Here is a 574-nt window from a genome sequence, read left to right as displayed (position 1 = left end):
AAAATCAGAGATATGAAAAAGATTGAAAATTCATTCGCAGTAACAGGTTTTATCGGTAAGGATGCAGAAATCCGTAGTTTTGAAACAGCAAGCGTAGCACGCTTTTCTATCGCGGTCAGCCGTGCAGACAAGACAGGTGAAGAAACCTCTTATGTTTCCGCTTTCATGGGGATTGAAGCCTGGAGAAAGAATGAAGCACTGGATTCCTTCGATGTATTGAAAAAAGGTGAGCTGATAACCGTTGAAGGCTACTTTAAGCCGGAAGAATGGACGGATTCTAAAAGTGGGGAGAAGCGTAACCGCATTGTGATGGTAGCCACCAAGTTTTATCCGGCTCCGGAAAAAGAAGAAGAAAAACCGGATCAGCCTAAACAGAAGGCTGTCTCTAAAAAGAAAAAAGCAAGCAAATGATTGAAGCGGCCTAGTGCCGCTTTTTTTTGCTACATATCCGAGAGTGTTTTTGCGTTCACGCAGTATTCTTCCCCACCCTCCCCTTCATCGGAATGACTGTTCTCATTCCCGGTTTGCCCGTAGTCATCCGCTATGCGGCTGATTATGGGCAAACCAGAAAAGA

1 protein-coding gene is annotated in these 574 nt (G+C 44.6%); it reads left to right on the top strand.

The features are described from left to right. Positions 1 to 12: 12 nt before the first annotated feature. Entirely contained in the window at positions 13 to 411 is a 399-nt protein-coding gene (locus DXA54_RS28065; RefSeq protein ID WP_005868746.1) for a single-stranded DNA-binding protein, read from the top strand. Positions 412 to 574 lie beyond the last annotated feature (163 nt).

It is taken from the genome of Bacteroides sp. OF03-11BH, from assembly GCF_003604005.1.
Taxonomy (GTDB): domain Bacteria; phylum Bacteroidota; class Bacteroidia; order Bacteroidales; family Bacteroidaceae; genus Bacteroides; species Bacteroides ovatus.
Note: the sequence above shows the minus strand (reverse complement) of the source record. Positions and strands in the feature narration are given on the sequence as shown.

What these genes read in the sequence shown, in the direction of transcription:
- DXA54_RS28065 (WP_005868746.1), top strand. Translation starts at nt 13, where the DNA reads ATGAAAAAGATTGAAAATTCATTCGCAGTAACAGGTTTTATCGGTAAG.